Origin of the sequence: Ruegeria hyattellae, from assembly GCF_041537925.1 — a bacterium.
Lineage (GTDB): Bacteria > Pseudomonadota > Alphaproteobacteria > Rhodobacterales > Rhodobacteraceae > Ruegeria_C.
This window is the reverse complement of record NZ_JBGOSH010000013.1, coordinates 80,499-106,931: the sequence shown is the minus strand read 5'-3', so window position 1 is coordinate 106,931 and position 26,433 is coordinate 80,499. Positions and strand designations below refer to the sequence as shown.

Annotated in this window: 16 protein-coding genes and 6 pseudogenes; 11 read left to right on the top strand and 11 right to left on the bottom strand. The window is 57.6% G+C overall.

Annotation, left to right across the window (positions count from 1 at the left end):
- The first annotated feature begins 16 nt into the window (after positions 1 to 16).
- The 3 genes from AB1E33_RS23485 to AB1E33_RS23475 all read left to right on the top strand — a co-directional run bounded on the left by AB1E33_RS23485 (position 17) and on the right by AB1E33_RS23475 (position 5,205).
- Positions 17 to 3,106 (top strand): ATP-binding protein, encoded by a 3,090-nt coding sequence (locus AB1E33_RS23485; protein ID WP_372579666.1) that lies wholly within the window; start codon positions 17 to 19, stop codon positions 3,104 to 3,106.
- Between the two features lie 24 nt (positions 3,107 to 3,130).
- Positions 3,131 to 3,874 carry a nucleoside 2-deoxyribosyltransferase gene (locus AB1E33_RS23480; RefSeq protein WP_372579665.1) on the top strand — a complete coding sequence of 248 codons (744 nt, stop codon included), beginning with the start codon at positions 3,131 to 3,133 and terminating at the stop codon, positions 3,872 to 3,874.
- A 566-nt stretch (positions 3,875 to 4,440) separates the two neighbouring features.
- Positions 4,441 to 5,205, top strand: a complete 765-nt coding sequence (locus AB1E33_RS23475) for a sulfotransferase-like domain-containing protein (protein WP_372579664.1) — start codon at positions 4,441 to 4,443, stop codon at positions 5,203 to 5,205.
- 196 nt (positions 5,206 to 5,401) lie between these two features.
- Here AB1E33_RS23475 and AB1E33_RS29615 read toward each other — a convergent pair.
- The 3 genes and pseudogenes from AB1E33_RS29615 to AB1E33_RS23465 all read right to left on the bottom strand — a co-directional run.
- Positions 5,402 to 5,497, bottom strand: a pseudogene (locus AB1E33_RS29615) (IS6 family transposase); the annotation flags it as partial.
- A gap of 236 nt (positions 5,498 to 5,733) precedes the next feature.
- Positions 5,734 to 5,946 carry a hypothetical protein gene (locus AB1E33_RS23470; protein WP_372579663.1) on the bottom strand — a complete coding sequence of 71 codons (213 nt, stop codon included), beginning with the start codon at positions 5,944 to 5,946 and terminating at the stop codon, positions 5,734 to 5,736.
- 94 nt (positions 5,947 to 6,040) lie between these two features.
- The gene (locus AB1E33_RS23465; protein ID WP_372579662.1) at positions 6,041 to 6,289 is read right to left on the bottom strand and encodes a hypothetical protein; all 249 of its coding nucleotides are present in this window, start codon (positions 6,287 to 6,289) and stop codon (positions 6,041 to 6,043) included.
- Positions 6,290 to 6,485: 196 nt separating this feature from the next.
- Here AB1E33_RS23465 and AB1E33_RS23460 point away from each other — a divergent pair, with 196 nt between their 5' ends.
- Both AB1E33_RS23460 and AB1E33_RS23455 read left to right on the top strand, forming a co-directional pair.
- Entirely contained in the window at positions 6,486 to 6,971 is a 486-nt protein-coding gene (locus tag AB1E33_RS23460) for a hypothetical protein (protein ID WP_372579661.1), read from the top strand.
- A gap of 383 nt (positions 6,972 to 7,354) precedes the next feature.
- Positions 7,355 to 7,624 carry a helix-turn-helix transcriptional regulator gene (locus tag AB1E33_RS23455; protein ID WP_372579660.1) on the top strand — a complete coding sequence of 90 codons (270 nt, stop codon included), beginning with the start codon at positions 7,355 to 7,357 and terminating at the stop codon, positions 7,622 to 7,624.
- A gap of 25 nt (positions 7,625 to 7,649) precedes the next feature.
- On the opposite strand, the pseudogene AB1E33_RS23450 reads toward AB1E33_RS23455, so the two are convergent.
- A pseudogene (locus tag AB1E33_RS23450) lies at positions 7,650 to 7,892 on the bottom strand (integrase core domain-containing protein); the annotation flags it as partial.
- On the opposite strand from AB1E33_RS23450, the pseudogene AB1E33_RS23445 reads away from it, so the two are divergent.
- The 3 genes and pseudogenes from AB1E33_RS23445 (at position 7,884) to AB1E33_RS23435 (ending at position 10,170) form a co-directional block, all read left to right on the top strand.
- Positions 7,884 to 8,594, top strand: a pseudogene (locus tag AB1E33_RS23445) (IS6 family transposase). The pseudogenes AB1E33_RS23450 and AB1E33_RS23445 overlap by 9 nt on opposite strands.
- A 317-nt stretch (positions 8,595 to 8,911) precedes the next feature.
- On the top strand, positions 8,912 to 9,772 hold the full coding sequence (locus AB1E33_RS23440) for a peptidoglycan-binding domain-containing protein (protein ID WP_372579659.1): 861 nt from the start codon (positions 8,912 to 8,914) through the stop codon (positions 9,770 to 9,772).
- A gap of 20 nt (positions 9,773 to 9,792) precedes the next feature.
- Complete coding sequence (locus tag AB1E33_RS23435; protein WP_372579658.1) at positions 9,793 to 10,170, top strand: hypothetical protein; 378 nt, start codon at positions 9,793 to 9,795, stop codon at positions 10,168 to 10,170.
- A gap of 447 nt (positions 10,171 to 10,617) precedes the next feature.
- Here the strand turns inward: AB1E33_RS23435 and AB1E33_RS23430 are convergent, their stop codons facing one another.
- The 4 genes and pseudogenes from AB1E33_RS23430 to AB1E33_RS23415 all read right to left on the bottom strand — a co-directional run bounded on the left by AB1E33_RS23430 (position 10,618) and on the right by AB1E33_RS23415 (position 14,340).
- A complete protein-coding gene (locus tag AB1E33_RS23430) occupies positions 10,618 to 11,523 on the bottom strand; it encodes a DUF2950 family protein (RefSeq protein ID WP_372579657.1) in 906 nt (301 codons plus the stop codon).
- 4 nt (positions 11,524 to 11,527) lie between these two features.
- The gene (locus AB1E33_RS23425) at positions 11,528 to 12,901 is read right to left on the bottom strand and encodes a DUF3300 domain-containing protein (protein WP_372579656.1); all 1,374 of its coding nucleotides are present in this window, start codon (positions 12,899 to 12,901) and stop codon (positions 11,528 to 11,530) included.
- Between the two features lie 224 nt (positions 12,902 to 13,125).
- Positions 13,126 to 13,314 (bottom strand): annotated as a pseudogene (locus AB1E33_RS23420) (DDE-type integrase/transposase/recombinase); the annotation flags it as partial.
- 56 nt (positions 13,315 to 13,370) lie between these two features.
- Positions 13,371 to 14,340, bottom strand: a pseudogene (locus AB1E33_RS23415) (IS5 family transposase).
- A gap of 373 nt (positions 14,341 to 14,713) precedes the next feature.
- Here AB1E33_RS23415 and htpX point away from each other — a divergent pair.
- The 3 genes and pseudogenes from htpX to AB1E33_RS23400 form a co-directional block, all read left to right on the top strand.
- Positions 14,714 to 15,625, top strand: a complete 912-nt coding sequence (gene htpX, locus AB1E33_RS23410; RefSeq protein ID WP_372579724.1) for a zinc metalloprotease HtpX — start codon at positions 14,714 to 14,716, stop codon at positions 15,623 to 15,625.
- Positions 15,626 to 15,685: 60 nt separating this feature from the next.
- Entirely contained in the window at positions 15,686 to 17,548 is a 1,863-nt protein-coding gene (gene htpG, locus AB1E33_RS23405) for a molecular chaperone HtpG (protein ID WP_372579655.1), read from the top strand.
- Positions 17,549 to 17,812: 264 nt separating this feature from the next.
- Positions 17,813 to 17,971: pseudogene (locus AB1E33_RS23400) on the top strand (transposase); the annotation flags it as partial.
- A gap of 48 nt (positions 17,972 to 18,019) precedes the next feature.
- Here the strand turns inward: AB1E33_RS23400 and pbpC are convergent.
- From pbpC to AB1E33_RS23385, 3 genes are read right to left on the bottom strand one after another with little or no spacing between them, the layout of a single operon-like run.
- Positions 18,020 to 20,056, bottom strand: coding sequence for a penicillin-binding protein 1C (gene pbpC, locus AB1E33_RS23395; protein ID WP_372579654.1), 2,037 nt, complete (start codon positions 20,054 to 20,056; stop codon positions 18,020 to 18,022).
- The gene (locus AB1E33_RS23390; RefSeq protein ID WP_372579653.1) at positions 20,049 to 20,612 is read right to left on the bottom strand and encodes a putative glycolipid-binding domain-containing protein; all 564 of its coding nucleotides are present in this window, start codon (positions 20,610 to 20,612) and stop codon (positions 20,049 to 20,051) included. Before AB1E33_RS23390 ends, pbpC begins: the two co-directional genes overlap by 8 nt.
- Positions 20,609 to 26,014, bottom strand: a complete 5,406-nt coding sequence (locus AB1E33_RS23385; protein WP_372579652.1) for an alpha-2-macroglobulin family protein — start codon at positions 26,012 to 26,014, stop codon at positions 20,609 to 20,611. The genes AB1E33_RS23390 and AB1E33_RS23385 overlap by 4 nt, the downstream gene beginning before the upstream one ends.
- Positions 26,015 to 26,433 lie beyond the last annotated feature (419 nt).

Sequence of the window (26,433 nt, the reverse complement as noted above, 5' to 3'; positions counted from 1 at the left end):
GCGCGAAGGCCACCTTATGGCGAAGACCTCCGCTGGCACCCATAGTGACTCTTGGATTGATGGCGAGAGGCGGCGGCTCGTGCTAACTTTTGTTGATGTCGTGGGCTCCACCGAACTCAGCACAAAGATGGACTCGGAAGATTTTGCTGGTCTGATGCTGGCCTTTCAAAAATTCGGAAGCCAGACATTTGAAAGATTTGGAGGGAGGATCGCACATTACCTGGGCGACGGGCTTCTTGTTTATTTTGGGTATCCACAGGCACAGGAAAATGATGCAGAGCGTGCCGTTCGTGCGGCGTTTGAATTGCTGGACGGACTGGAGAAAATCGGTGGGTCTAGACTCTCGGTTCCTTTAAAAGCACGTGTGGGTATCCACACGGGGACCGTGATTGTGGGCCAAAGCAGTAAGGGTTTTGGCGAAATCCTTCTTGGTGAAACCGTCAATGTTGCGGCCCGAATTCAATCAGCCGCCAAACCCGGTGCGATCTTTGCCAGCGATCCGGCACTACAGCTTCTAAAAGGTAAATATCCTTCCAAGCCACAACCACCCGTCGAGTTGAAGGGTCTTGAAGAGAAATTGGTACTTCATCAGGTTCGTCTACCGTCACCCGGGAATCGAACCGCAGCGCGTTCATCAATAGAATTGGTTGGTCGAAGCTCGGAACTTTCACATCTATCCTCAGAATATGAGGCCGTCTTAAAGGGAGTGAGGGCCAGCGTGGGTGTTTTTGGAGAACCCGGGTTGGGCAAAAGCTCTTTGATCAATAGATTTCGGGCAAGCTTGGCAGGCTCACAGCATATCTGGCTTGAAGCCAATTGTGACGTTCTTCAGACCGGAGCAGCCCTACATCCTATTATTGATTTGACATTAAAAAGGCTTGGAATATCTCATCCCCAAGATCCCAAGGAAGCTGCAAGCCGGTTGAGAGATGGTTTGGCAACTTGGGAAAACAAATCCCCTAAAGCGTTTCCGGTGATAGCCAGTCTATTGGGGATTGGCGTACCCGAAAGGTCGCTGCTGTCCACCGAGAGCCCTGAAAGTCTGCGAAAGCTGACGCTTGCAACCCTGGCCTGCTGGATTGAGTATTTGGCTAGTCAACGTCCAGTGGTGCTGGTCTGTGAAGATTTACATTGGAGCGATGCGACCACGATTGACCTGTTGAACTTGATGCTGGAACGAACTTCTCCTACAAAACTGCTGTGCATTCTAACTTCGAGAACCGCGATCGACGGTATAGGTAAGAAACAACTCGGCAGTTCTATCGAGCTGCAGAACCTGTCTGTAGAAGACGCACAAAGCTTGATTCATTCGATCGACGAAACGCGAAACCTGAGCACGGGCGAGATTCAGCGGCTGATCGAGCGGGCTCAAGGTATCCCACTCTTTCTTGAGGAATTGACTCGTCAAGCGATACGTGACGACCGCCTTGATGACACGTCCATCCCAAATTCAGTTGACGGTCTCGTCATGCAGCAGCTTGATCGACTTCCGGGCGACGTCAAGGGCACCGCACAGGTCGCCGCGGTACTGGGGCAGGCTTTTGATTACAGCATTCTCGCTGCGGTTTCCCAACTTGAAGATGAAAGTCTGGATGCGACGCTCAACCACTTGCTGGAAGCTGACCTAATTCGAAAGCATGACCGCCAGCCAGGAAGTTATTTCTTTCGCCACGCTTTGACGCGCGATGGTGCTTATGGAACTTTGTTACGTCAGAGGCGCAAGCAAATTCACTCTTTGACAGCGGATCGGCTGATGAACCAATTCGAGCGGTTAGGTGAGATGAATCCGTCAGTGGTTGCTCACCATCTGCTTGAATCTGAGCAGTTTATGCCTGCCGCCGAGTGGTTCAAAAGAGCTGGGCGAATAGCTGCCAAGCAGGCGGCGGTCGAAGATGCCGCGACACTGTACCGACGTGCTCTTGCCGCGCTGGAGGGTTCAACTGAATCTCAGGAACGAGACACGTCCGAGCTTTCTTTGCAGATACTGCTTGGCAATGCGCTTATGGGAGTGCGGGGTTTCGGGTCGGACGAAATTGTACCGATTTGGGAGCGCGCCCTGACCATTGCAGAAGCACTTAATGACTACGATGAAAGATCTTCAGCGCTCAATGGTCTGGCGGCTTACTGGATCGGAAAAGGCGACTGCGGAAAAGCCTGCGATTTCGCATTTCAGATCCTATCGTGGTCTGAGCCGGCCAATCATCGAATTGGATTGCTGCGTGCCCATTCCTCATTGGCAAACGCGAAGTTCCAATTGGGTGATGTGGCTGACGCGCTTGAGCATGCGGAGACTGCCGTGTCGCTCTATCTACCCGAAGATTTTGCGAATGTCACTTATGGTGTCGGAACGGACCAAGGTGTCGTAGCTTATGGTGCCGCTGCAGCGTCTCATTGGTGGTTGGGGGCTGCCCAGACGGGGCTCAAGCGTGCGCGCCAGGGGGTGGCACTTGCAGAGGGGCTCGAATCGGCCCTCAGCTTGGCTGCTGCACGGTCTTACCTGGCGCTTGTTCATCATTACCGTGGGGAGGAGGAGATTGCCTACGAGAATGCAGATGAAACGGTGGCTTTCTGTTCAGACCTCGGGATACCATTCTGGCAGGGGCTGTGTCTGCTACTGCGTGCGGGCCAAAAGGTCGATCCGCCCGCGAAACGCCTGCACGATATCGAAGCCGGGCTTGCCATTCTCGCGAAGAGCGGAAGCCAATCGGCCGTTGGGCTGGGCTTTTCAATTATGGCTACCGCTCAGTCCGATCAGGGTAACCCGGAGATCGCACTTGGCGTGTTGAAGACAGGCACGCAATTGTCGGCCATGCTCGGTCAACACTTCTGGGATGCAGAGTTGAAGCGGTTATCGGGGTTGATCCAGGCCTCGATGGGCGATCGCAACACCGCCGTTGAGAGCCTTCGCGAAGCAGTCAGTTTGGCGCGCACCAACCAAGCTCGCTCACTGGAACTACGCGCCTTACTATCTTTAACCGAAGTGCTGGATGCCGACGATGAAAGCACTCGCAATGAGGTTTCGTCGGTTTTAAGCGCCCTTGAACCCGGCACTGATACACCGGATGTGCAGAAGGCGTCTTCGATAATAACTGCCATCAATTCTTAAATTCAATTTGAGGAGTTAAGCCAAATGTCAGAACAGATCGCGTATTGCTCTGGTCCAATGTTCAGTGTCGGAGACCTTTGGGAGCAGCAGAATATCGCTGCCGTGCTTGAGGCGGGAGGTTTCACTACCTACCTGCCGCAGCGTGATGGTCTGGAAGTTGGCAAGTTGATGGCTCTTCTTCTTGATCCGCAAATTTCATCGCAAGTAGGGCAAATCGCGCTCTCGATAGTTCGAAAAGTCACATATTCGCTCGACATTTACCAATTGATTGGCCGATGCACGTGCTTGGTTTTTAACATGGATGGGCGTGTGCCTGACGGTGGCAGTCTCGTTGAGTCTTCGATTGCCTACGCCGCGGGCAAGCCGATTGTAATTTACAAGACGACACCAATCACAATGCTAGCCGGAACTGACAATCCAATGATTGAAGGGCTGTCAACCAGTTGGACTTACGTGCATGACACAGTCGACATTGTTCCTGCGCTTCAGGCCCGAATTGAAGCTCAGCAAGGGGCGGACTACGTCTACACCCCGCCGCCTGTTGTTGGTCTTATTTTGGAGGTCGGGGCGAGTGTTGCCGACAAAAACTCAAAGCTCCGACAAATCCTCGCAGCGATCGCTGCGGCGCCCACAGGACCGGATGCACTGAAAGAGGCGAAAGCACTCTTGGAATGGGCCAAAACTGACAGAGCCTTCCAAGCAGCATTCGGCTCCGATCACACAAGCTTTCTTGGTCCTGATGGTAGACATAGAATGGGTACGCTTTAGCGATCAAATAGAAGGCGGGTTTTGGCCGATGCTTTGTCGGACAAGTGCATACTGAAAAAGAACCACAAGCGTGGTCATCTGTGATCTCAATGAGATTCTAACTACAGCCGAAACCAATTGCGGCGACCACAAATGACAAGGTGTAAGGCGTATGTCTTAGGTGTTGCTTCTTGAGGCACTCGATTTCATTAGGGCGGGGAACTTCCGACCCGGCACAGACATGGAGAAGGCGCGCCAGACTTGTCAAGAGCACGAAGGTGCGGCGCCGTTCGATTGGGTTCATGGGCACCGTAAACTTAACTGGCACAGGCTAACGAATTCCACCGATCTTGAGGTTAAGCTGCTGAGACCTGTGTGATTTCGCGCCAGGTTTGCGCAGCAAGAGACCGCATTTCTCGAAAATCAGTTGATGTCATTTCGTGTCGTGGCAGCTGGAACTGATTAGCTATTGGGTCATTGATGGAAACGAAGCGTTGAAGATGCTCAGGGCCAAAGGCTGCTGCGGAAGTTCTTGACCAAGCGCCTTATGATCCAGAAAACAGCCGAATAATCACTGAGGTTTACCCGTGACAGCCCATCCTATCATCGTGCTCTGGTCTCATCCGCGATCCATGTCCACCGCAATTGAACGGATCATGCGGGAACGACGGGATATGGACTGTGCCCATGAGCCTTTCATGTATGACTATTACGTCCATCGCAAAATGCGCGTGATGCCGCATTTCGATGTGCAGGATGGCCACCCGACGCGGTACGAAGACATTCGCGACATGCTGCTGTCCCGCGCCGAATCCTGCCCGGTCTTTTTCAAGGACATGGCCTATTATGTGTTGCCTCAGATGCTCGAGGACGAGGACTTTCTCAAACGACTGACCCATGGGTTTCTGCTGCGCGATCCGATGGCCTCGATTGCGTCCTATCACCGGCTAGACCCGGGAGTGACATGCAATGAGATCGGGCTCGACGCACAACGATGGCTGTATGAGGGGATCGTTGCGGCAACCGGACAGGCCCCACCGGTTGTTTCAGCCGAGGATGTGCGCGCCGATCCTCGTGGGGTGATGGGCGCACTGTGGTGGCAATGGGGGCTGAGTGCAGCAGATCACGCCTTTGACTGGCAAAGCGAAGTGCCACGCGATTGGCGTCAGGTTGAAGGCTGGCATGGCGACGTGATCCAGGCGACAAACATCCGTCCGATTGATGAAGGCGAACAGCAGCGTCAGGCGGCACAGTTCGAAGCACAGGCAAAGGCGGCACCGCAATTGCTTGACTATCTCAACTACCACATCCCCCATTACCACGAGCTGATAGAAAAAAAGCTCAGCTGCTGACGGTCAGAATGGGAGTTGTTGCGGGGATCACCGTTCCACTGATATGGGAGGTATTGCCAAGTTATTGGTGTGCGTTGGCCTGACTGGCCCGAACCTGCATATTTGGACAAAATCCAGAACAAGCATCGGACAATCATTGTGATTGACGGTTCAGCGTAGTGTGGTCCACCGAAACGCCTCGCTCTCGCATGCTCTATTCCAGATCATGGCAGGACACGCCGTATCAAACGTAGAAGAACACTGCAAACAGGGTCATGTCCTTCGGATATTGTGCACCTTAGAAAGAAATCATGAACTGGCTCTCGACTGAATACACCTGCGACCATTCACCGTCTGCATTCGAGCGCGTCAATAATCAAAAAATCACAACAGATCCTGGCCTTCTTTCTTCCTCAGGCGGCACGGTTTGGTGTGGCGGCCCATACTTGAGGGGGCGTGTGTTGCCGCAAGTAACGCTCCACCATGGCAATCGAGGCGTAGAGGGAACTGCAGTGGACCTAGCCCTCCCGTCCGGCGTGTCTGGTTCTTCTACATCTTCGTCATCGCTGATGATGACCCTGACATATCAGCCGCTTTTTTTTTGTGCCGCCGCCGACCTATCCTGAGATGAAACCGGAACTTCGCATCAGGTGCATCTTCACCAGTCTCGGTCAGGGCACGAACGATTTCGCTGCTGACGAGGTCGATTGACACGTTGTCAAGTTGCCTGGCATCTATTCGCTGATTGATACTCTTGGTCATAGTAACCTCTGCCAAAATGAACTTTGAAGAATGATTTTGGGAAAATGCGGGTGAGCTGGGCTACGGGCTCAAACGGCCCGCAACACCTTTTTGGTCAGCCCCGCTCGTCTGGCGTTTCCGGCGTTTCGGGTTCGTCGTCGCCACCACCACCGATTATGATTTTCCCGTGTCCGGACCTGCTAAAGCCGACCTTAATATGTCCGATCTTTAGGTGGAACTTGCCCTCTGCGTCGGGATCAGCCTCGGCTACTTCCGTTAAGGCGCGAACGATGTCAGTGGAAATTTCTTTGATCGTTGCTTTGTCGAATTTCTTAATGTCAATGCGTTTGTCGATGGAAGCCATCTTGTTCTCCATAAAATAATAAACAATTTCTCTTGCCGTGGCGGTAGAATATGCGCCGCCAAGATGCCAATGAGACCACAAAACATAGCGTTTCCGATCGCCCTGGGCATCAGACGTTTGTCTGATAAAGGCTTGGAAAATGGTAATTCGGTCCCGATTGTGCTACTTTTCGAGCAACGGCTATGAGGACGAAGCGATGGGCCAAAAGGATACGTCGCAAGTTATTGGCTGCATATATGACGCCGCGAAAGCCGGCGCCGACTGGGGCCCTGCGCTCAATGAGATAGCCAACCTAGCACGAGCCGAAACTGCGTGGATGGTACTGTCGATGCCGCGCCTCGATTTCAACGCAGTGGTTGCGCCCCGGTCTGACCCCGAGATTATCGCCGATTACCAAAGGCATTGGTGGCAAAAGGACCCGACACTGGAAACCACAAAACCCACTCCGGTCGGCATGATCACAAGCCTCGATTTTACCGGGCGGGACCGCTTTTTGTCGTCAGAATTTCATAACGAATTCTGGCGGCGGTCCGGTCATTCCGCCGAACGCCTCGCCGCCAATCTGATTTGTGAAGAAGGCGCCGGGGCCAGCATCGGCATCCAGCCGGCCCGGCGACACGACGACACGACGACAAAGGTACCGATCTTGCCGAAACCTTTGCTATATTGGTTCCGCATGTAATTCGATCGGTTGAGATACGTTGCGCGCTGCGCAAGCTTGAGCTCGAGCGCGAACTGGGACGGTTAACGTCAAAATCAGGCGTGCTGCTTGCTGACCTGAAATTGGGTTTGATTGTGGCGGATGACTGCGCGCGCCAAATCATATCCGACAATAGTGCGCTTCGCATTGATCGGGGCGAAATCGTACTGCCTACTGCGCAGGATACTAACCACCTTCTACGACTTACCGGGTCTTGCTGCGAGCAGGCGACGGCTTCGATCCGCGGTGGACATATTCAGGTCCTTGGTGCGGATGGAACAACTCTGCTTATCGAGGTCATCCCATTCTCATTCCCTGCAGTGGAATTGGGTCCCGAACTCCTCAGATTTCCGCAGCCAGCGGCCATGCTTATCCTGTCTGATCCGATGCGGCAGCGCCGAAAGTCGGCACTCGCACTCGGCGAGGAATTCGGTCTGACCCCAGCCGAGGCTGCGGTTGCGCTGGAACTGATGCAGGCCGATGGCCGCGCCGCTGCCGCGACCCGCCTCGGGGCTACGCTGGCAACCGTACGGACCCACATGATGCGCATCTTTGAAAAAGTTGGTGTGAAGAATCAGGCTGCTCTGATCCGCCGGATGGTGACAGCTGGGATCGGTGTGGAAATACCAGATTAGTCGATACCCGAAGCGGGCAAGCTGACTAGGTGTTCAGTCCCGGCATCTGGTGGATTGGATCCACGATGAATCTATCCGGATCTGAAGTCCAGATCTTGCAGATGTACTCGTAAGGCGTCAGCCAACTGAGCGTCTTCAAGCGGCGGGCGTATTTGTAGGCATCAAGGAAGTCAGCGAGGTGATGCCGCAGTTGTTCATGGCTCTCATTGTGATACTGTTTCACAGTGGCATCCTTGATCGTGCGGTTCATACATTCGACCTGGCCGTTCTCGGGGATTTGCCGGGCCTGAAGAGCTTCCGCTACCCTCGCGAGATCATAGCGTTCGCTGTCTGGGCGTACCACCGGTTGGCCCTGAGCACGGCTGACGTTGAAGAGCTATAGGCTGTACGGGGAGTGATTGTCAGCCTGGAAGCGATCCGGCTGTGGATCAATCGTTTTGTCGGCACTTCGCGGAATGCATTCACCGGGATCGACCGCGGCCGAACAACAAGTGGCGCATGGTTAAAGTCGTGATCACGATCCGTGGCAAGAAGCATTGGTTGTGGCGCACAATCGACAAGAATGGAGACGTTCTCGAACTTCTCGTGCAAATACGCCGCAATGCCAAAGCAGCAAAACGCTTTCTCCAAGAACTGGTTTCGCAGATTGGCAAGCCGAGGGTGGTCATAACTGACAAATTGCGCAGCTATATCAAGCAGGTCAAAACACGGGCTCCGGTCGCTGATCACCGGGCCCGCAAAGGCCTAAACAACGCGATCGAAGTCTCGCACCGTCCATCTCGCAAACGAGAGAAAACAATGGACCTGTTCAAATCTCGCCGGCAGGCTCAGAGGTTCCTATCCGCGCATGACCAGATCAACCTCATTTTTTCGCCCCCGACGCTATCAACTCTCCGCAACGTCATACCGCCACGCCCGCTCCGATGCGGTCAGCCTCTGGACCGACTACACCGCTGAAATGGTGGCATGAAACGAGCTCTTCGAATGGATCACAACTTGCCGCCAACAATTTGGCAATACCATCTGCGGACCTTTTTGGTCGGTCACCGAGACAGATCCCTGTAGCCACCCGACGATCGTTTCAAGCAGTACAAACCGCATTGCAGGAGGCGCTGTATTGAAAAAAACGTCAATATATGTGATAATCCCTTGCAGTCCAAGTTACTTGAAATTGAGCAATTTTCTTCGAGTTTCGACTTCCACACTATGTATTTTGCCATCCGCATTCGAGGAGGCTTACATAGACGAAAGACCGAGTATTTTTAGAGAATGTGTTAGGGATCACTAATGGCGGGATTACTCAAGAAGGGATCGACAGGGAAAGACGTCAAAACCCTTCAGACCGACTTAAACAAGGCGAAGGCAAAACCAAAACTGGCAGTCGATGGCATATTTGGCCCGCTCACCGAGGCGGCCGTGAAGGCTTTTCAGAAAGCGACGCCGCCGCTGAAGGTTGACGGGCTGGCAGGTAAGAACACGCTGGCCGCCCTTAAAGCGGCCCTGTCTGGCCCCGCTAAGCCTGCGAAGATGGACCACAAGCTCAAAACTAAACGTATGGACTTTGAATTGACCGGTTCTAAGCAGCAGATATGGGTCCGGCAAAACTGGGACTATGTCTATAAGACGAAAGGCAAAGTCTCGAAGTGGACGTCAAAGGAAAAAAAAGATTTCCACATCGAAACCGAAAAAATCATTCGCAAGTCCTGGGGCGGCAAGTTTGTTCTGGATGTATCCGGCACATCGGATTTCGCAAAGTATTTTGCGGGCAAAAAATTTACAGTCTTCTTCGATGTCGACCCGCGCAAGAAGGGCAAACACTGGACAGTCTTCGCCATGAAGATTCCAAAGGGGGGCTCCAACACCTCCAAGGTGAACTGGGGTAAACAGGAAATCACGCTCGATACCGAAGATCTCCAGCCTGCGAACAAGGGGGCCGGCGACGGGGTAAAGATGGATGTGGCAGCACACGAGTTCGGCCATGCCATTGGTCAGCCTGACGAGTACAAGAAATCGAACGCTTTCAACCATCACAAGAAATCAATCATGAATCTTGGCAACCAAGTAAAGAAGCGGCACGCAAAGCACTTGGTAGAACAACTCAACAAGATGATCTCGAATACCACCTTCGCGGTGAAGAGCGTAAATTGATACGGTTGAGAATACTATTGATGGTGGCCATCTCGGCTGGCGCTGCTGTTCTAACGCCAGCAGGCTGTGCGTCGGGCGACCCGAAAGGAGATAAGCAAATGGAGACGGGCAGTATGACCACGGGATTGCTTGGCAAGTCCTTCGATGACGTGAGGCAAAAGCTGGGCGAACCTATCCAGGAAGAGCGGTTCGAACTGGGCACGGTTGTCTCGGAGTTCCGGATTGAGTTAACCAATTTGTTCAATGATACCCAGAGGGCGGAAAACCCTCCGGATATACGTGAGTCTACATGGTCTCTGTCGCCGGATGAGAATCTGACAGTTTGGTTTTCGCAGTCCGAGCAAGAAGACTGGCGTGCCATCCATGTCATATCATGGCATCCGGATGACCAGTTCTAGCGGTTAAGACATGATGCGGCGAGGAACTGTCGCAAAGTTTAAAAACTGCTCATTTCGATCATCCAAAATACTCAAACCGGAGTCATTGCAAATGACCTTGTCGCACGGACCTGATTGACGCGGTTGTTCCGGCGTCTTCTCTGGCGCGAGCGACGATGGATGCCCTACAAATTCAATGACGCCTTCCTCAACATATTTCCCAAAGCAAAATACCGTGTGACGAACTGGTCTGAGTACAATGCAAGTCTCCGCCGGCGCGGTGACTTGACGATTTGGGTCGCCGATGACGCGACCACAAATTGGGCGGTGCAGCGCCGAAAATCGCGTTGGGGGTCTGGCCCGCTATTCGGATCTCGCTATTGAGATTTGTCTGAGGCTACGCACCATTCTGGCGCATTGCGTTGGCGTTGAGCGGGGGTATCCTCACGGTCGAATACAGATGCTAGTTCACTCCACCGGCTCCCACTCGTCGTCCGGATTGTAGCTGGTGAGGCTGGCCGCCGTCGCAAGACTCTCCTCGCCCAGGTCAGCTTCGTAAACCAGGCCGTTTTCGCTCACCAGAAAGCTGTGCACTCCGCTTTCGCCATAAACTGCTGGAACCGCAAGCAGCGCATGGCCTGCGAGCATGTTGCCATTAACGAGATAGCTCATCTCACCTCCAGGCGCCTGGGGTCCCTGCGCGTCGAGGATGCGAAAGTAATAGCCAAGGTATGGGTCGGCGGCGCTATCGCTGCCTTCTTCGGCGAAGCCATCCATGCTGGCTCGGGCAACCAGATCGCCGACCGGACTGTCACTACCGGGCCAGTAGAGCCCGTCATGCGCGCCCGCCGAGGAAATCACATGGGCGGCAAACTCCAGCAACCCGTCGCCATCGTGGTCAACCTGACGGAATTCGCGCTGAATTTCCACATAGGCCTCCATTGCGTCGATCACGTCGAGTTCGTTCAGACCGACCTGCCGGGCCATGATCTCGTTGCGCCCTTCCTCGATGTCGAAGATCCAGCCAGCGTCGCTCCGGACCACGTCGATCGGAAAGGGCCAATCGTCCTTGCCAAGCTCGAAGCCCACATGGCCATCCGCCCGAGGCACGAAGCGATAGCCGTCAAGATAATCGTCATAGATTTCCCCCCAGTCAAACTCGCGGTCGTTGGGAGCGGTGCCGAGTACAACAGTGGAGGATTCCGGCCCAAGCGCCCCGACCACCTGTTCGGGAGAGTTTGAGTTGAGCGCGCTCATAAGCGTGTCCAGCGCCTCCTGAGGCGATGGATATGCAGGGGCGTCCTGTGCAAGCGCGGCCAGTGGCAGGGCGGTGGCAACAACACAAGCGAAGGCGGAGTGTGCAATACGGTTCATGAGATTACCTCCGGGCTTTCTTGTGACTTGCTCTTCCGCGTTTCGACGCTGCTTTGGTCTTGTGGCCGCCTGAAGATTTCTTAAGAGCCGGTTTTCTCCCGCTGGACGCAGATCGTTTGGCATTCGGCTTGGCAGCGGTTTTCTTCGCTGCAGTTTTCTGAGCCGATTTCCTGGTATCCGGCCGTTTGGCTGGTGCCTGCGCTTTGCTGGGCCGGTTGACGGGAATGTCCTTGCTGGCGTCGGTGCGCTTCAAAGCTTCGCGCCCAGCCATCGCACCGCCAACTGCACCGGCGGCCACCGCGGCGTCCCGAATTCCGCCTTCGTTCCCGGGCCGGCTGATGTCTTCGATGCCTGCTTTTCCCGAAAGTTGCTGGCGCAGGTCGTCACCACGGCTATCCTTCGGAGTTGGAATCGGCCGGGCGCCGGCCTCGCCGCGATTGGCCAGCTTTTCGCGCGCCTCTTCCTGGCGTCCCGGATCTGGCTGCCAGCCACCAGGACGATCGCCAATCTCGTTCTTGATATTGTCGCGATCGATATTGATTTCGTTGCCGATGTTCACGTTGCCGTCGATGTCAAAGTCAATGTCGGGATTGCGGATGATCGGCTGGCCGTTCCAGCCTCCGCAATTGCGACAGCCCCAGTACCCATACCAATCGTCGTCATCGTCAAAGATTTCGTCGATCAGCGCGACTGTGCCAAAGATCAGCGCACCGGTCAGCAACGCATCGCCAACCCCGTAGCTGCTGGTGTCGTACACGACGTTTGAATCGTACTGCGGCACGTAGACGACTTCCGGGTCGGTGGGCTGAACCACCACGGTTTCAGCCGGATCTCCGCTCGACGAAACAGATGATTCCACCGAGACTTCTTGCTCGGGCGTGTCAGTCAATGCGCCGGTCTCAACCGCCTCCCGCCGCAGAACCTGCACAGTCTCCAAAACGTCGTCGCTCTGTGCCAGCATCGCGTCGCCAACGGTCTCGGTCCAGTCAATATTGTCAGCCATCCGTTGTAGAACATCGGGGAAAGCGACGGCTAGCACTTCGACGCTTGGATCAAAGCTCTCCGCCTCGATGGCGGCCTTGCGGTCCTCCTCCGCAAGATCAGCCACCCTGTCGACCGCCTGATCCGCCTTGACGATCTGCAGCGGGTAGGTCGCAGCCACCAGAATCTGCATCAACAGCGTGTCGGGATAGAGGGCGACTGGCGCCATCAACTCCACAAGTTGCGGATCGGAGAGCAAATTATCCGTACTTGCCTGTTCGGTGTTGGGTTCGTTTGATGAAGGCGTTTCGGATGCTGCAAGTTGTTCCTGAGCCACAGCTGGCAATGCTGAGACCGCCACGAACACCAGGGCTGAAACTGAAGTCTTTCGGTACATAGAGGCCTCTCCCGCCGAGTCGATAATAACAGGCTACCGTGCAAGTCGCTGTCTGCGAAACGAAATTCCGAGGGCTCAATGCAGATTCTGTTGCAGACCATTCACCATTGACGCACGTCAGGCTCGCGCGAGACAGGTCGGCAGCCATAAACAGTTGAAAGCCTACGCACGGGTTCTGTTGCAAAGTTTTGGGCCTGTCAAAAAGCTATGCGATAGCTTCAAGTTCAGATTGCCAACTCGGAGAATTGACGAAACGGACAGATTCCGGGCGACAACTGGCCTTTGCGGATCATGTGCGCCACATCGATTCCGTCGAGCGTTGCCGCCGCTGAAGCGAAGGCCTTGAACCCTAGCATTGGCCGCGTACGTCTCTTGATGAAACGATGATCTTGTTCGACGATGTTATTTAGGTAGGCGTTGTTGCAGGGACCAGCGAACAAGCGCAGATTGCCCTTACCCATGAATTAGCTCAGCCGACACACTCGAACTTAGCGCGACCAAGTTCGGTCATTCTGTTAAGAGCTTGCACCCCGATCCTGGCCTCTGTTTTCTGGTTGTCGAAGGTCCGAGATCTCAGATTCGGCCCAATCACAGCTTTCCAGCGCCCGATTTGTGCTTCTGCCCGGCTACACTGATTGTAGCCGCTGTTGGCTTGCCAGGCCAATCGGCCGTGGGCTTGTATCTGGGAGATATGCTTGTCTCGGGGTGAGGGATCATCAGGCGATTTCGAGGTAAGAACGGCATTTCTTGGAGGTGGGATGACAATTTCGACGCCGTCACCGAAATGCGCCGCGAGCAGCTCATTTGTTGGAGCGCCATCATAGGCTCCGTCAGCAAGGAAACGCGAAACCGGATCGTCAATTTGGTCCAGAAGCCGTGGTAAGGCGGTTGGATCACCAACGTCGTCCAGCGTCGGTTCCGCGCAAACGACCTCTCCGCTTGCAAGGTCCAGACCCAGATGCAGCTTGCGCCACGATTTACGTTTGGGCTTGGTTTCATGCTTGTTTTGTTGCCACTCACCTTCGCCGAAGATTTTCAAACCGGTACTGTCCACGGTCAGATGGATCGGTTCAGTATTTTCAATCCGCGGCTTTTCGGGCAGTTTCAGGCCCTGAGTACGTCGTGACAGCGTCGAGAAATCCGGCACCGGAACTTCCACCCCCATCCGTCGTGCAATGCTGCGCATCAGCCCTTGCGTCTGGCGAAGCGGCAGTTTGTAAATCGTGCGCATAATCAGGCAAGTTGCGATGGCTAAGTCTGAGTATTTCGACTGACCTCCCGGCGTCGACCGGCGCGGCGCTCGCCATTGTTTCAGCGCGTCGTCAGTAATCCAGATCGCCCCGCTGCCGCAGGCTCTCTTTGTATTCTGACCAGTTCGTCACACGATATCGCTTCTTGGTAAACTTGTGCCGGCTGGCATCATTGTACTTGTGCGGCATCAGGGGCTTCCAAACTGGTGAACAAATGCTCTGGTATCAGCCAGACTGCGATCTGTGCAACAACGCCCTGATTTTGCAGTCACAGCGAACGGCCGGTCTGACGGGTCGCACCGCAGCAACTGTGTCCTTTATTCAATGGCAGGTAAGGGCCGACCACAACGGTTTTGTGACGAGCCGGATCCATGGTGACCCGCCGCATGCAGGCTGCGAGCTCATGGCGGTCGTATTAAAACCTACACAGCGCGCGCTCGCTGCAAGGACTCTGCAGCGGACACTTTGTTCCTCGCGCTGCTATTGAGTTTGATAAGCCTGCTTCGCGCCGAAACATGTGCAGGCCTATCCGGTTATTGTCGTCGCAATCAGTACATCCTATATGCGCGGCAGCAGGTTTTGGAGGCCAAATCGGTTGGTGCGTACATTTGTTCTCATGGCCGCGATGACGGCTTTTGTGGGTTTCATCGGACTCATGCTGGGCGGCGAGGCGGGTCTTATCATCGCGCTCGGTGTCGCCTTTGCGATGAACTTCTTCTCCTATTGGAATTCGGACAAAGCCGTCCTGCGTATGCATAATGCGCGGCGCGTTGATGCGCGCTCGGCACCGGAGCTGTGGCAGATTACAGAGGCGATGGCCCGGAAGGCCGGTATGCCCATGCCCGCGCTCTACATCATGGAAACAGAGCAGCCCAACGCCTTCGCTACCGGGCGTAACCCGGAGAATGCCGCCGTCGCTGTCACACGCGGCCTGATGAAGAACATGAGCCGTGAAGAGGTGGCGGGTGTCGTCGCCCATGAGCTCGCACACATCAAGAACCGCGATACGCTCACGATGACCATCACCGCAACCCTGGCCGGGGCGGTATCGATGCTGGCTAATTTCGCTTTGTTCTTTGGCGGCGGGCGAGACCGGCCCTTGGGTATTATAGGTACAATCGCCATGATGATCCTTGCACCCCTGGCCGCAGGCATGGTGCAGATGGCGATCAGCCGAGTGCGCGAGTATGAGGCAGACGCTGAGGGGGCTGTGATCTGTGGCAATCCCGAGTGGTTGGCGTCTGCACTCGCCCGTTTGGGCCAGCTCTCTGGCCGGATCGACAACATAGCAGCCGAGCGCAACCCTGCGACAGCACATATGTTCATCGTCAACCCGCTTCATATGCAGGCGGTGGACAGCCTTTTTGCCACGCACCCGCCGTTAGATAAGCGAATCGCCAAGCTTCGGGCGTTGGGCGGTGCCAGGCCGCAGAGAAGCGGCGTCCAACCGTCTAGAGGTGGCCCTTGGGGATAGTTGAAACAGGCGTGATAAATTACTAGTTTGCGCAGCGATCGGAAATTGGAGCTACAAGCCATGACAGAGACTCTTGAGAAAGAAACGTTTTCCTTCCAGACCGAAGTGGGTCAGCTTTTGGATATTGTCGCGGGCTCGCTCTATTCCAACCGTGAGGTATTTTTGCGTGAGCTGGTCTCCAACGCGTCCGATGCCTGCGACAAGCTGCGCTATGCAGCGCTCACCGACTCTACGCTCGCACCCTCCGAGGATTTTGCGATCACCCTTGAGATTGATGCCAAGGCCAAGACGCTGTCGATCTCAGACAACGGCATCGGCATGAACCACGCTGACCTGCTTGAGACCCTGGGCACCATCGCCAAGTCTGGTACCGGAGCTTTCATTGAAGCGTTAAAGGCTGACGACAAAGACAAGCCCGGCCTAATCGGCCAATTCGGGGTCGGCTTTTACTCGGCTTTCATGGTGGCATCTAGGGTCGACGTCGTGACGCGCAAGGCAGGCGAGAGCGAGGCCTGGCTTTGGTCCTCTAACGGCAAGGGCGAGTTTTCCATCGAACCGACAGAGCGCGCGACCAACGGGACCACAGTCACGTTGCACTTTAAGAAAGACGCCAACGAGTTCGCCGAAGATCCCCGCATCCGGCATATTATCAAGACTTACTCCGAGCATATCAGCTTCCCTGTCAAACTGGGTGAGGAGACGCTGAACGTAGCCGAAGCGCTCTGGACCCGCCCTACAAAGGACATCTCGGAGGATCAGTATACCGAGTTCTACCGGCTCAGCTCCCATGCTTTTGATGCGCCGTGGCACGTGATGCACAACCGCGTGGAAGGCACGCTCAATCACACGAGCCTGCTGTTTGTGCCTAGCTCCCAGCCGTTCGATCTCTTCGAGCCTGAGCGCAAGAGCCACGTAAAGCTCTACGTCAACCGGGTTTTCATTTCCGAGACAACAATAGATCTGATTCCCGCCTATCTGCGCTTTCTTCGCGGGGTTGTAGATAGCCAGGACCTGTCGCTCAACGTCTCGCGTGAAATGCTGCAGACCGACCCGAAACTGACCAAGATCAAGACCTCTATCACCAAAAAGGTGCTGACCGAGCTGAAGAAAAAGGCCAGCAAAGCGCCGGAGGAGTACGAAAAGTTCTGGGGAAATTTCGGCGCTGCGCTCAAGGAAGGCTTGGTTGAAGACGCCGCGCTCCGCGACCGGATTTTGGAGATTTGCCGCTTCGCCTCCACCGGTTCGGGCGAACTTACAAGCCTTGGCGATTACGTGATCCGGATGAAAGAGGGACAAGAGGCGATCTTCTACATCGCGGGCGAGGACGCTGCCAAACTGGCCCTGTCGCCCCATCTGGAGGGTTACAAAGCCAAGGGGGTCGAGGTGCTACTCCTGTCCGACCACGTAGACGAGTTCTGGTTGCAACACATCACCGAGTTCGACGGCCATCCGTTCAAATCCATCACCCGTGGGACCGCGGATCTCGACGAGATCAAAGCAGATGAAACACAAACAGAAGAAGAGCCCGAAGAGGTTGATCTTTCTGCCCTGATCGGCGCGATCAAGGCCGAACTGGGAGAGGCGGTCAAAGACGTGCGCCCGTCGAAACGTCTGACAGACAGCCCTGTTTGTCTCATTGCTGATGACGGGGATATGGACGTTAACCTTGAGCGCCTTTTGAAGCGCCATGGGCGGTTGCAGCAAGGCGCCCCACGCGTCCTGGAACTGAACCCAAACCATTTCATCATCACCAAGCTTGCAGAACGCGCCAATGGACCGGATGTAAGTGGTGATGACCTTCTGAAAGACGCCGCCCACCTCCTGTTGGATCAAGCCCGCATCGTCGAAGGCGAAGCGCCAACCGACCCGCCAGCATTCGCACGGCGCATGGGCACCGTCCTGGCGCGAGCCTTTGCCTCCTAGAGGGGACACCCCGAAGATCATTTTTTAGCGCTTGCAGAGAACAGCAGGAATGGAAGGCTGCTCTGCAGCGCCCTAGACGCAAATTGGATGGCGGCATTGGGCCAAACTATTTCCGATTTAACTCACTCGAGGACCCAGAAAAAGTGCAACGGTCGGGCCAACTTTTTTGTCTCTTTAGGTTTGTTCACGTTACAAGCAGATCATTCTGCCTCTGAAAGCCGCGCCCACAGATTGATGTCTTTTTCCGAACTGGTTTCATCGATCCCTTTAAGCTCTGCCGGAATGGTCGCCAACCTTTTGCGGTTAGCCGGGATTGATTGGCTCGGTCCCGATTTCTCTACGCTGTGCCGCCGATAGAAAGCGTTGGCTGTCAATATCCCATATCGCCGTACCGAAAGGTCGCTGAAACTGCTTGTCTCCGCATTGAGTCAATGGATCGCGACGTTCCACACTTAGCGGACGGATTTCTATCTAGTCTATTCTGATCGAGATCCGGTCGGAATGACCCTTGGCGTCAACCACCACGAGTGCCGTGTATCCCTTGCCGGGATTGGGGATCTCAAACTCCCTGTTTCGCATTCCTGTTACCAGCGGCCGCTCGTTTGACAGCACTGCATAGGGAGCGACGCCTCCGCGCAGTTTGACGGTGAGCCGTGCTCCATCCGTAGTCAGTCGTGCGCCGTCGGGGGGAAACAGAAGTTGGGGTGCGTCTGCCGGAATGTCGAACGCCGCGCTACGCGGACGGAACCGTTGCAGGGGTGGGGGCAGTTGGGCAGCCCCAACGATCAGAGCCGATGGCGGCGGCGCAGGACGTGCGTCGAATGCGGGTTTCAGAAATCCGAAAGCTTCGAACAGTAATGGCGCCGCCAGCGCTCCGCCAAACGCGCCGGGGACCGGTGTGCCATCGGCCCGTCCTATCCAGACGCCGATCACATGACGCCCGTCATAGCCGATGGCCCAGGTATCGCGATGTCCGTAGGATGTCCCGGTCTTATAGGCCAGTACACCCGCGGGGGCGCCGGGCGGCGGAGCAAGTCCTGCCAGAATATCGCCGATCTGCCAGGCAGAGACCGCCGAAATGACCCGTGGTAGCTCGTTACCCGACTCGGAAAGACGGTGATGCAGAACCGGTCCGGCACCGCCCGCGGCGATCGAAGCATAAAGCTGAGCCAGATCATTGAGGCTCAGACCGATCCCGCCCAGGGCGACCGCCAAACCGGGTGACGATCCCTGCAGGCGGGGTGCGGCGCCGGTGCGCCGCAGCGCCTCCAAGATTCTTCCCGGTCCCAGTTCATGGGTCAACCGCACGACCGGAATGTTCAGTGACATCTGCAGCGCCTCGCGCACCCGTACATCGCCGCGATAGATCCCGTCGAAATTGCGCGGCGCATAGCGCCCAAACATCACCGGCCCGTCATGGATCAGCGTCTCGGGATGGGCCAGCCCCTGGTCAAAGGCCAACCCGTAGATCAACGGTTTGAGTGTCGATCCCGGCGACCGCAGGGCTGTGGTCATGTCCACAAACCCTTGCCGGTCATCTTTGTACCCAGCCGAGCCGATTGAGGCCAGAATCTCGCCGCTCTGGTGATCGGCGACGATCATCGCCGCAGACAGGTGCGGCCCGGCGCGGCGCGCGGCGCTTAAAAGCAACGGCTCAAGCCGTGCCTGCAGGTCGCGATCAAGCGTCAGGTCATGTTCCGCAAGACCCGGTTCGACAGCGCGCACCCGGTCGGCAAGATGCGGCGCAAGCCGGGGGAATAGGCGCATCCGGGCGGGCAGCTTGTCTGTAAGGGCGGCCTGCATCTCGGGCGTCCCCAGAACGCCCTGCCCGGCAACGCGGTGCAACACCCTGTCACGGGCGGCAAGCGCAGCCACCGGATGGCGATCCGGTCTCCGCGCCTCGGGCGATTGCGGCAGCGCAACCAACAGGGCCGCCTCGGCGGGTGTCAGGCGGCGGGGCTCCTTTCCGAACCACGCAAGGCTTGCGGCCCGGATCCCTTCCAGATTGGCTCCATAGGGGGCATGGGTGAGGTATAGCGACAGGATCTCGCTCTTGCTCAATTGCCGTTCCAGAGCCAGCGCAACACGCATCTGGCGCAGCTTGCCGCTCCACCGTCCCGTCGGGCCGTCCTCAATCAGCCGCGCCACCTGCATGGTCAATGTCGAGCCGCCCGAGACCGTTTTCCCGTTGCGCAGCGCTTGCCCAGCAGCGCGCATCAGCGCCAGCAGATCGACGCCAGGGTGAGAGTGGAAACGCTTGTCTTCGTAGCGCATCAGCATCGCTAAGAAACCCGGGTCTACGTCACCGGGCCGCAACCGCCAGATCCCGTCATCAACCGGGTAGACGCGCAGCAACTCACCGTTCCGGTCGCGGATTTCGACCGAGGTTTCAGCCAGAACCGGGGGCAGGACCGTGCCGTCAACCCAAGCGTCGAACCCGTCGCGTGCAAGCGCGGTCAAAAACAGACCGATAGCCAATCCCAAGAGCAAGCCTGCCAGTCTAGACATCAACCCACCCTTCCCAGAGATCGGGATAGTGGGTCACGAACCCGGTTTCGTGAATATGCAATTCAGCTTGATATTGCGGTGATGCGTACAACACGCGACCACCTGCGAGGCGGTGATAGGTTTGATCCAGCGGCGCTAGGTGGTCCAGCGCCAGGGACAACCATGCTGCACGGACCGGCGCATCCGCATCGGTGTCCAGCGAGACCCGTCGCAAGGGCAAAATATTGGTGGCTGGTGTAATGTTCAGATTCAGATCATCGCACCCAAGCGTTTCCGGTTGCAACACCTCGTTCAGCATCCAGCCGCCCCCGGAGCGTCTTATTCTGAGCGCCAGCTCTCTACCGACCGCAGTACCCGTCACATCCGCCGACAGGCTGCTCCGGTCCGGATCGCAGCGCAGATCATAGGTCAGCGCTGAGTCACGCCCGTCCTCGTGCCAGATCGCCTGTCCGACCAGCATCCAGCCGTAGTCGAGCCGCGACAGCGTGCAGCGGTCGGTCCCTTCCCGATCCAGCCGCCGCCAATGCGCCGTGGCGATTGCCACACGGCCCGTCATCGAACCATAACCTGCCCCGTTCGGGTCCGCGCACGGTAACTGGGGCGATACATGTCCTCGACCGAGGCCGCCGGATGGTGGAAGGTTCCGGGGCTCACCGCGCGCGCGACATAAGCCAGCGTGACCGAAGCGCCTCCACTCAGATCGACTGCTGCCAGAAACCGGTCGCTGCGGAACTCGGTATGGCTGGCGTCGGACAACGAAAGCCAATCCAGCGCCCGAACATCACCCGAGCGCAACAGGCTGGGATTGTCGATCTCAATTCCGGCAGGCAGCGGGTCATCAACCATCAGCCGCGCGCCGCCGGTCTCTGACGGTGTGACAGTCAACACTGTCACGACACGATCTCCGACGGCAAAATCGTTGCCCTCGATCGGAGTGCCGTCCATCGCATAATAAGCGCGGGTGATCGCGTAACCAGTCCCGCCCGCCTCTGGCGGAACGCGCGGAACACCGGTGACCGTCAGCGTGATGTCGGTGCTTTGACCATCGGCAGTGGTAATATTGATCGGCTCGCTGGCGCCGTCCTCGAGCACCTGTACGAATGGTCCGTCAACCGGTGCGCCATTGACCCTTAGCCCGGCGCTTTCGGGCGTCGCGATCAGCGCATGCGCAGCCAACAGCGACCAGCTGGCTTCCTGTGTCGATGGCCGGTCATTCGGTGCCGTCACCCGGCGGATCAACGCGTCGCGGTCAACCGCTGCGCTGCCGGCCTCGCTGGCCAGCGCCAGTACCGCAGCCGTATCGCGCAATTCCGTGCCGTAATCGGCGCGCCAGATCGTGGGTTCGTTGCTGGTCCGGCGGCTCAGCATTCCTGCTGCCCGGGCAAACATCGCATCGGCGCGGGTCTGGTTGCCATAGGCTGCCAGCGCAGCGCCCATCTGCGCTGCCGCCAGCGGGGTTGCAAAGGCGTCGCCCTTTGCATCCGCATAGTAGCGCAGATCGCCCATCGACGCGGCGCCTTCGCGGGCGAGCACCAACAGAGCATAGGCGATATCCTCGCCGCCCTTGTCGAAATCGGGGGCGTAGTTGATGCGGTTGCGCAGGTTATCCATGGCCTGGGCAAAAGCCCGGTCCGGTACCGCGTGGCCCTCTGCTCGGGCACGCGACAGGAAATCACTGACATAGGCATCCAACCAGAAATCCCCGCTTTCTGCTCGCCATAGACCAAAAGCACCATTCGCGGATTGCCGGGTCAGAACGCGCTCGACAGAGGCGGCGATCCGGGTGTCCATCGCCGGGCCGTCTCCCAGACCCGAGGCCTGTGCGACCGATGAAAGATAGAGCAGCGGCATTGCCTGGCTGGTCACCTGTTCGGTGCAGCCATAGGGATAGCGGTCCAGACGCGCCATTAGGCCAGCGGCGTCGAATTTCGCGATGGGTCCTGCTGACAGCATGGCTTTGGCGCTGCCCGGCTTCATGTCCGCAAACACATCCGATGAGAACAGGAACTTATCCCCGGTTCCCAGCGAAAACCGCCGTGTCAGAGACACAACTGGGTCATTCGCGCGGATCGGCATCCGGAGGTCTTGTGTCAGCGGCTTGCCGCCCGGCGGGGTTAGCGTGACCGCAATCACCGGGTCGCCCGGCACCTCGGCGCGCAGTGGGATATCCAAATGAGCCTTGCCGCCTTCGGCAAGCGTCACGGTGTCCGGAACCGGGCCGATGTCCAGCCCGCCGGAGCTTGTGACCGACAACGGCATCTCGCCCGCCGGTCCGCTGGCATGCACCAGTTCCAACCGCAGGCGGCTTTCGTCACCCGGTGCCAGAAAGCGCGGCAGGCTTGCGGTGACGACAACGGGATCGCGCACGATCATCTCGGCTTCGGCCTGCCCGACGGCAGTCTCGGACCAGGCCACCGCCATCATCCGGACGGTGCCGTTGAAGGCGGGCAGGAGCACGTCGATCTCTGCCGTGCCATCGGCGCCTAATTGCACTGGCCCGCTGAACACGGCCATCAGATCCTGGGTTGGCGGTGGCGATTGCATCCGCATCCCCGCACCCGCATCCCCGCCGGACCGCACGGTGCCCAGAGTGCCGTTCATACCATCGATCAGACGGCCATAGACATCGCGCAGGTCAACGCCCAGACGGCGTTGGCCAAAATAGTGACCCTGCGGGTCGGGGCTGTCGAAGCCGGTGAGGTTTAGAATGCCCACGTCAACCGACGCAACGGTCAGCCAGACGGTTTCGTCAGCAGGCACATTTTTGACCCTAATAAGAACTTTTTGCGTGTTTCGCGGGGTGACGGTGTCGGGGGCTTCAATCCCGACATCCAGCGCCCGCTCCGCAGGGTCGACCGTTGCATGGGCCACGCCCATAGCGCGCGCCGGATTGTGGCCCGTCGCAACATCCATGGGCCGGATGACCGTGGCCGTCACATAGGCGCCAGTGCCCCAATCCGCGGTGATGGTCAGGGGAATCACTGTCTCGCCCGCCTCGACCGGCAGGGTCTGGCGGGCGATGACCCGATCAGACAGAACCTCGATCTGCGCGATACCCGACATACGCGGTACCAGCCGCAGCTGCGCGGTGTCTCCGACCCGGTAATCTTCGCGATCCAGCGACATCTCCAGCCGGTCGGGCGTGGTCGAGCTGTCCTCGGCCCCATACCAGCCCGCGCGGAAATCCAGCGCGGCTGCGGCATAGGCACCGTCCAGTCGCTCAACGACCAATTCATAGCGCCCCCAATCCACCGGCTGCGCCAGCGTCAGCGGCTCGGCACCCAGATCCGCCTCGCCCGAGGCGATCCGGGTGCGGCGGGTTGTCGGCTCCCAGTTCCAGTTGCCGTAGAGCTGGTACCACTGATAGCTTGTCTCGATGCGGTTCAGTGTCCAGCGCACGCGCATCGGCGCGGGGATCAGGTCCGGGGACAGACCGACCACCTGAAATGTCGCCTCGGTTCCCTCGCTGACGACGCCGTCGAACTGCGGCCTGATTCCGATGACTGGGGCTTGCGGCAGGACGGGTACCACCAGTTGCCGCTCGACGGGACGGCCTGAACTATCGGCCAAGCGCGCGGTGACCGTTGCCTCATGCGGTTTGCCCTCGATCTGCGACAGAGGGATCTCGACCGGCAGCGTCGCCTGGCCCTGCGCATCCGTGCGCGCATCACCGAACTGGCTGGCCTGAACCCGGGTTTCGGCATCGTAGCGGCCGAACCGGTACCCGTCATATCCGGCCACCGTTTCGGCTGCGCGCAGCGTAACCTGCCCATCTATACTCAGGTCCGAGCCGGGCGCACCAAACAGGTATTTCGCGTCGATCCGCAGCGGCGGGCTGTCGCCAGGGCGCAGCGGTGCATCCGGCAGCGACAGGTCGAAAGCGATGCGCTCGGGTAGAAAATCCTCGACCAGGACCGTTTGACTGGCCAGCGCCGCGCCCTTGGGGTCAGATTTTACGTCAATCCGCCAGGTGCCGCGCGGTACATCCGCGCTGACCGTCAGGGCAAAGACATGCCCGCCGGACATCCCGCGATCCGAAACGATACGGCGGTATTCCACCCCGTCGGGGCGGCTAAGAATGGCCGTCAGCGGCAGGCCATTGATGGCCTGCGCAGTGCCATCCCGCGCCAGAGCGGTTACATGGATGGTCTCTCCCGCACGATAGGCCCCGCGATCCGTAGTCAGAAACACGTCGACCGGTCCGGCGGGCGCGCGCCCCTCGACCCCGCGATCGGACAGGTCAAATGCCGGATCGGTCAGCGACAGAAAGTTGAAATCGGTCTCGCCCTGCGCCGCCAGAATCAATGCAGGAGCGGCAGCGCCGCGTCCGCGGGACAGGCCGGGCTCGAACCTGGCATAACCCTGATCGTCGGTCTGCGCGGTGGCGATCACAGCATTGGCCTGCGAGATCAGCGAGATCTCGACTCCTGCGCGTGGTTGCGCGTCAGTCAGACCCAGAACGGTGACATGCAGGCCATCCGTCCCCGTTTTAGATCTGATCCCGAGGTCCGACAGGACAAACCACTGCGTCGCGCCCGGATCGTCATAGGGATCGGCGCCCGGCGCGCGAGCGGTCAGCGCGTAGATCCCCGGCGGTTGGTCAGCGAACGCCTCGGCCATGGGCAGACGCGCCGTCATATCGCGATTGAGTTCGGTTTCAACCTGAGCGGTTCCGGTCCAGACCTCCTCGGCGATCTCTTCCGAGAATTGCTGGTCCTGCCAGCGGCTGAGCGGACGGCCAAAGAACCCGTCCTGAACCGTACGCAGCAGGTTGCGGTCGCTTACCCGACGCAGTTGCAGGTTCAGCTCGGTCAGGTTCACGGTCTCTACCGGCAGCGCAGCGTTAGCGGCCTTAGGCAAGACATAGCTGCGCCCCGGAAACCGGACCGAGGGCGCGCGGTCGCGCACATAGTGAGTCAGTTCGACATCTTTGCTCAGCACCTCACCCGAGGCTGCGGGCAGACCCTTGCGAAAGGTAATCCGGTAGCGTTCGCCATGCGCAACGCCGTCCACGCACAGAGCTCGCTCCTCGGCATGCACCACCAGTTGCGAGTCGGGAAGCCGGACATAGGTTTCATAGTCGGTTCCCGCCTTGACCAGCGGCTCGGAGAACTGTGCACAGATTCTCGGGGTGGCTGCATTGCTGTCGACCTGGCTGTCGGTGATGCGGAAGCCATATTTGCCAATAGCGGTATCCAGCGCCGCCAGAATATCTTCGCGCGGCTGGAATTCCGAGGCTAAACGAAGTGCTGAGACCATATCCCGTCCCCGGTCATTCCATTCCAGTGCCGCTGCCATCCGGGTCAGCGCATTGGCCTGCTCCGGCGGCGTATCGGCGCGCAGATAGCCATTGATCGCCGCGCTCAGCGCCGACAAGCGCTGGTTTCGATCCTTGCCGACCATAATCAGGCGCCCATAGTCGACCCAAAGATCCGACCGATCGCCAAGCGACACAGCGCGCCCGGTCCAACGCAATGCCTGTTCACCATTCTCTGCCGCAGACAGCGCCTGCAGCACACTCTCCAGTGTCAGCTCGCCAGCCGGAAAGAGCAGGCCAAGGTCACGCGACTGTGCCCGAGCGAGATCAAAGTCGGCGATTTGCAAAAACTCCAACTCGCCCGCACGGGTGCGTGACAACTCCAGCACGCCAGCATCGGTCGCAACCTTACGCGCTGAGATGGCCCCCACATAGGGTTCAGTCTTTTCGACACCCGTCTTCGGAAAACAGGCATCCGAACGAGAGTTGAAGGTAAATGCAGTGCAGCGCGCGTTGGCCGAACAAGCCCGCACACAAGAGTTCAGATCGGTGTCGAACAGAGCATCCAAATCTGAGCCATAGAAATCGGTATCGCGGGAAACGACATAGCGAAAGGCGCTGGTCTCCGAATAAGCCGGTTGTGGGCCGATTCCCGGAAATGACAAAATCAATGCAGTTAAGAAAAATACAAAGCGGTGCATGATGACCTCCTGTTTGTGCGCAGGGTCGCACGAGCCTTTCAGCCTTTGCAACGGTTAGCTCGAATGCGTGACGTCTAAACAGTTCTTCACCGTTTCGTTGAATCTTCTCGGTTGTGGCCAAGCAAACTCGACACGGAAACATCTCTGAACAAGCGGCCTGCCCACAAAGCCACACGTATCCTGTGTACTTCGTTACGCAGCCAGGTCTGGCTGAATGTCGGCAGTCGCGTGCTATCGTCGATGCACTACCGTTTTTGATAGCAAGGACCCAACGACACCGTCGCTGGGTCCTTGGAATTTGTGCCGACTACGAACGCCCGTAATGCGGGCCGCAACCGCAGCATGACGACAGTGCGCCGTGTGACCGCTCTGGGCCGTCATGATAGCCAGCGTGTTATCAAAAACCTGATGCACATAGG

Excerpts from the sequence above, each read along its gene's own strand:
- AB1E33_RS23485 (WP_372579666.1), top strand. The coding sequence starts at position 17 with ATGGCGAAGACCTCCGCTGGCACCCATAGTGACTCTTGGATTGATGGC.
- AB1E33_RS23480 (WP_372579665.1), top strand. The coding sequence starts at position 3,131 with ATGTCAGAACAGATCGCGTATTGCTCTGGTCCAATGTTCAGTGTCGGA.
- AB1E33_RS23470 (WP_372579663.1), bottom strand. The coding sequence starts at position 5,946 with ATGACCAAGAGTATCAATCAGCGAATAGATGCCAGGCAACTTGACAAC.
- AB1E33_RS23465 (WP_372579662.1), bottom strand. The coding sequence starts at position 6,289 with ATGGCTTCCATCGACAAACGCATTGACATTAAGAAATTCGACAAAGCA.
- AB1E33_RS23460 (WP_372579661.1), top strand. The coding sequence starts at position 6,486 with ATGGGCCAAAAGGATACGTCGCAAGTTATTGGCTGCATATATGACGCC.
- AB1E33_RS23455 (WP_372579660.1), top strand. The coding sequence starts at position 7,355 with ATGCTTATCCTGTCTGATCCGATGCGGCAGCGCCGAAAGTCGGCACTC.
- AB1E33_RS23440 (WP_372579659.1), top strand. The coding sequence starts at position 8,912 with ATGGCGGGATTACTCAAGAAGGGATCGACAGGGAAAGACGTCAAAACC.
- AB1E33_RS23435 (WP_372579658.1), top strand. The coding sequence starts at position 9,793 with ATGGTGGCCATCTCGGCTGGCGCTGCTGTTCTAACGCCAGCAGGCTGT.
- AB1E33_RS23430 (WP_372579657.1), bottom strand. The coding sequence starts at position 11,523 with ATGAACCGTATTGCACACTCCGCCTTCGCTTGTGTTGTTGCCACCGCC.
- AB1E33_RS23425 (WP_372579656.1), bottom strand. The coding sequence starts at position 12,901 with ATGTACCGAAAGACTTCAGTTTCAGCCCTGGTGTTCGTGGCGGTCTCA.
- htpX (WP_372579724.1), top strand. The coding sequence starts at position 14,714 with ATGCGCGGCAGCAGGTTTTGGAGGCCAAATCGGTTGGTGCGTACATTT.
- htpG (WP_372579655.1), top strand. The coding sequence starts at position 15,686 with ATGACAGAGACTCTTGAGAAAGAAACGTTTTCCTTCCAGACCGAAGTG.
- pbpC (WP_372579654.1), bottom strand. The coding sequence starts at position 20,056 with ATGTCTAGACTGGCAGGCTTGCTCTTGGGATTGGCTATCGGTCTGTTT.
- AB1E33_RS23390 (WP_372579653.1), bottom strand. The coding sequence starts at position 20,612 with ATGACGGGCCGTGTGGCAATCGCCACGGCGCATTGGCGGCGGCTGGAT.
- AB1E33_RS23385 (WP_372579652.1), bottom strand. The coding sequence starts at position 26,014 with ATGCACCGCTTTGTATTTTTCTTAACTGCATTGATTTTGTCATTTCCG.